The organism is Streptococcus danieliae (assembly GCF_013415245.1).
In the GTDB taxonomy this organism is placed as follows: domain Bacteria; phylum Bacillota; class Bacilli; order Lactobacillales; family Streptococcaceae; genus Streptococcus; species Streptococcus danieliae_A.
Genome location: NZ_JACBXX010000156.1, coordinates 1 through 4554 on the forward strand (window position 1 = coordinate 1; position 4554 = coordinate 4554).

Annotated in this window: 2 protein-coding genes and 1 pseudogene; all 3 read left to right on the forward strand. The window is 40.1% G+C overall.

The features are described from left to right. Positions 1–375: transposase (locus HZY94_RS07605; RefSeq protein ID WP_179925620.1), on the forward strand; the 375-nt coding region annotated here is incomplete at its 5' end. A gap of 397 nt (positions 376–772) precedes the next feature. Continuing rightward, positions 773–3823: a DEAD/DEAH box helicase family protein gene (locus tag HZY94_RS07610; protein WP_179925686.1), complete on the forward strand. Its 3051-nt coding sequence runs from the start codon at positions 773–775 to the stop codon at positions 3821–3823. 13 nt (positions 3824–3836) lie between these two features. Beyond that, a pseudogene (locus HZY94_RS07615) lies at positions 3837–4427 on the forward strand (SAM-dependent DNA methyltransferase); the annotation flags it as partial. Positions 4428–4554: the final 127 nt, after the last annotated feature.

A 4554-nucleotide genomic window follows, 5' to 3' on the forward strand; every position in this document is an offset into this window, starting at 1 on the left:
AATCGTTATGTATCAGCACAAGATATAGCTTTAGAACTGGCCAATTATAGCCCTGTGTTGATGGAAACTTGGAACCTTTATCAACTGCTACTTGGATATTTTAAGGAAAGAAATGCGGACTACTTTTTTGACTTGATTCGAGAGAGCCAAAATTCAGAGCTCCTCCCTCAAAGCTTTCGTGATAAGCTAGCTTTTCTTTTAAAGAAGGAAGAATCTATCCGTCTAGCCCTTTCTGTGCCTTACAATAATGGCCTCGTTGAAGGAACTAATAATAAAATTAAGCTTCTGAAGCGCTCTGCTTTCGGCTATCGGAAACATGAGCATTTATTTGCCAGAGTTTACTGGATGCAATCTCCTGCTGTCCACTCTATCTAAAAATCCTCCCCTCTAAGGAGGGGAGGGCGTGTATCATAGGCTTCTGAAGAATTAGAAGAAATGCGCAACCTAGTGGTGAAAAGATTCCAAGCTTGCCAGCTTGGAATCGGGGGGAGTCGGGAAACTTCGGTTCCCGACTAAGGCATGGAACTCGTTAGAGGTCGCTGCCGTCCCCCACCACAGGGGAAGCATCTCATAGAAATTCGAAAGAAGCCAGGGTACAGTCATTAAAAAGCTACAATTATCAAATTCCATGACTATCGGTTTTCAGGAATTCCACACAACTTGCAAAAGAACCGATTTTTTGGGTAGTGAACCATGGATCACCGTTTTGAAAAACTTACTCAAGGTGCTATAATATAAGTTAATGATAACGGTTTAACAAAGGAGCTAGAGAATGGCAAAAAGAAGAGAGTTTTCAGAGTTGTCGCGAGTTCAACTACCAGCAGCTTTACATTTGATGCGTTTAGGATACACCTACTTACCCCATGATGGAGAGGATCTCCCTGCGCGAGACGAGGACACGAACATTCTGGTTTCAATTTTTAGAAATCAGTTTCTGAAGCTCAATGATGGCTTAACAGACCAGGATTTTGCCCGTGAATTCGAAAACATTAAGCTAGAACTCGATTATTCTGATTTGGGACGTGCCTTCTTTAACCGTCTTCAGGGTGCAGATGGCAGGAAATACATTGACTGGGAAAATCCAGCCAATAACACCTATCACATTGCTCTTGAAGTTACCTGTGAAAACGGTCAAGACAGTTTTCGTCCAGACATTATGATTTTCATTAACGGCCTACCTTTATCTTATTTGGAAGTGAAGATGCCAAATGCTATCCGAGATGGGAAAACAGGGATACAGTCTGAGCGAGCACGTACTAAAATGCGCTTTGAGAACCGCAAATTCCGTCGTTTTAATAATATCACTCAATTGTTAACATTTTCAGATAACCTTCCTTACATGCTGGAGGATGGGCAGCAAGCAGTCGGTTCCTATTATTGTTCCAATGCTTTTTCGCAGACCAAATTTAATGCGTTTAAGGAGGAGCGGGGGACTGAGCTTCAACTTGCGGATCCGCCAAGTGAAGAGAAGCAAGATCTGGTCCTTAGAGATATGCACCGGACAGCCCTGAAGTCCTCTGCTGATTTCCTCAGCAATTTATCCCCCGATACTCCATGTAATTCATTTCTTACCTCCATTTACCAGAAAGAACGCTTTCTATTTTTACTCCATTATGGACTGGTCTATGTAGAAGAGATGACCAAGGATGGAAAGATACAGCTGCAAAAGCATGTGATGCGCTATCCGCAATATTTTGCGACTAGAGCCATTGAAGATACGATTGAAAAAGGCAAGAAAAAAGGTGTTATTTGGCATACTCAGGGTTCAGGCAAAACAGCACTCGCTTTCTTTAATATCCGCTATTTAAGAGATTATTATTCAAAACAAGGAGTGGTTCCACAATTTTATTTTGTTGTGGATCGCTTGGATTTAGCTGATCAGGCCTTTAAGGAATTTAGCAAACGAGGATTGCAAGTGAAACGGATCCATCATTCAGGTGAGTTGGATGAAATACATGATGATTGCGATGTAGCCGTTGTCAATATTCAAAAATTTGAAGCTAGCTCCGATTTAACGGACAAATCAGGCTATGATCTGAATCGGCAAACTATTTATTTTATTGATGAAGCCCATCGTTCTTACAATAAGCAGGGTTCCTACTTGCCAAATCTCTATAATGCCGATGAAAATGCGATTAAGATTGCCTTAACAGGTACACCTTTAATAACTTATAAAAGAGATGAGAAGACTAAGGAAAGTCATGCAACGACACGAGATCTTTTTGGAGACTACATCCATAAGTATTATTACAATCAATCGATTGAGGATGGCTTCACTCTTAGAATGATGCGTGAAGACATCGAGACTGCTTATAAAGAGGGGCTACGCACCATCGAGAAGGAAATCCAAAAAGGTAGTTTGAGAAAAAGTGATATCTTTGCTCATCCACGCTATGTTTCAGCCATGCTGGACTTTATTTTGGACGATTTTGTTCAAGCCAGAGAGATTATTTTCGATGATGATTCGATTGGTGGAATGATTGTTTGTGACTCTGCAGAGCAAGCACGGGAACTCGAAAAGCAATTGGAGATGCGTCGGAGCAAGGGGGGAACGGAATTGACATCAGCTCTGATTCTCCATGACGAGGGGGATAAGACTTATAAAAAAGAGCGGGTTGCTGATTTTAAACGTGGCAAGGTTGATTTACTGATCGTCTATTCTATGCTCTTAACCGGATTTGATGCCCCACGCTTGAAACGTCTGTATCTAGGGCGTAAGGTAAAGGCCCACAATCTTTTGCAGACTTTGACACGGGTTAACCGTCCTTATAAAGATTATAGCTTTGGCTATGTGATTGATTTTGCAGACATCTCCGATGAATTCGACAAAACCAATCGTGCCTATTTAGAAGAGCTGAATCACGAGTATGCTTTGGAAGTAACAGGGGAAAATGGGGAAGATGTTTTTGGCACTATATTTGTCTCAGCCGAAGAGATTGAACAGGAGCTAGATAAGGCAAAGCTTATTTTAGCGCCGTATCCTACTCAAAATCTTAGTCTTTTTGAAGAATATCTAAACAATGTGACGGAACGTAAAGGCTTGACGGAATTAAAAAAAGCGTTAACGACCATTAAACAGTTTTATAATATGGCTCGTCTTCTGAAACATGATGAATTGTTGGAACCGATTGATATTTCACAGGTTTCCATGATGTTAAATAGTATTTCCAAGCGGTTGATGACCCTGTCTCTTGTTGGTCAAACGGATATGTTTTCAAATCGGACTCTTCTAAATCTGGCCATGTCCGACATGAGTTTTACCTTTACAAAAATTGCAGAAGAAGAGTTACGGTTAGCGGCTGCTGACCTAGACAAGGAACGAAAACGGGTTTCTGCGATGATTGACCGCTATAGAGACGAAAAAGATCCAGAATGGGTTAACTTGATGACTGAGTTGAAACGAGTCTTAGAGAAATACTTAGTCCATCAACAGACTGGTTACACCAAGGAAAAATTGGATGAGCTAAAGTCCGATTACAAGAAGCTCTTTGATGAAGCCAAGTCCTATAATGATAAAATGAATCTTTTAGAGTTGAATTGTAATCGTGATAAAGGACTAGCTAGAGTTTTTAAACACATGACCCAATCAACTGAAACACATAAATATCCAGAAATGTTTAGTATTATCGAAGAATCTAAAGCAACTATTGATGGTGAACTGTCTAAGAATGGTGCCCTTATTGAAAATGATGCTTATTTGAAAAAAATGATTCGATTTGAAGCTACTAAAAGGATGAACTCATTAGGCAAAGAGTCCATCTACTATCGCAACAGAGAACAATTGAATCTGTTGACTGAAGAATTGGTTGAAATATATAGATAGGGAAAATGCAAACATGAATGAAAATTACAAGGTGCAGGTTCGAGATTTGGTTGATGATTTGAAAGCTGTTTTCACCCATGCCGGTTTAGGGGGAGAAGCTGGCGAGTATAAACTCCTCACCCAATCTTTCCTCTATAAGTTCCTCAATGACAAGTTTTTGTATGAGGCTAAAACTATAGATGAAGACAATACTTACGATAATCTGATCAGTATGACTGAGGAAGACTACAGCTGGCTTTTAGAAGATATCGGAATAGCCACTGCTCATATGAAGCCGGGTCAATTGATCGAAACCCTGCATCGCAAGCAAAATGAAAAGTCCTTTTATGAAACTTTTGAACAAACTCTTAACCAAATTGCTGTTGATAATAATGATATCTTTTCGGTTCATACAGCTGGTGATACAGCTATCCGCCTCTTTGACGAACGTTTGATTACGGATAATATAGCAGATGTAAGCAAACGCAATGAGGTGGCTGCCTCCATTATCAATTCACTAGCTAAGGTTAAATTTGATGAGGCTATCTTTGCCCAGGGCTTTGACTTTTTCTCAACTCTATTTGAATATATGATTAAGGATTACAATAAAGATGGCGGTGGTAAGTGAGCTTGGGACAAAAAGTCCCGTAAAGTATAAAAAGGAGAGATTCATTCGTTGAAATGAGTCTCTCCTTTTCTTTTTAGGTACTCCTCTTCCCATATTTGAGGAGGTTATTGGCCATAAGAACCAA

Coding starts and splice junctions, on each gene's coding strand:
- HZY94_RS07610 (WP_179925686.1), top strand. CDS start 773: ATGGCAAAAAGAAGAGAGTTTTCAGAGTTGTCGCGAGTTCAACTACCA.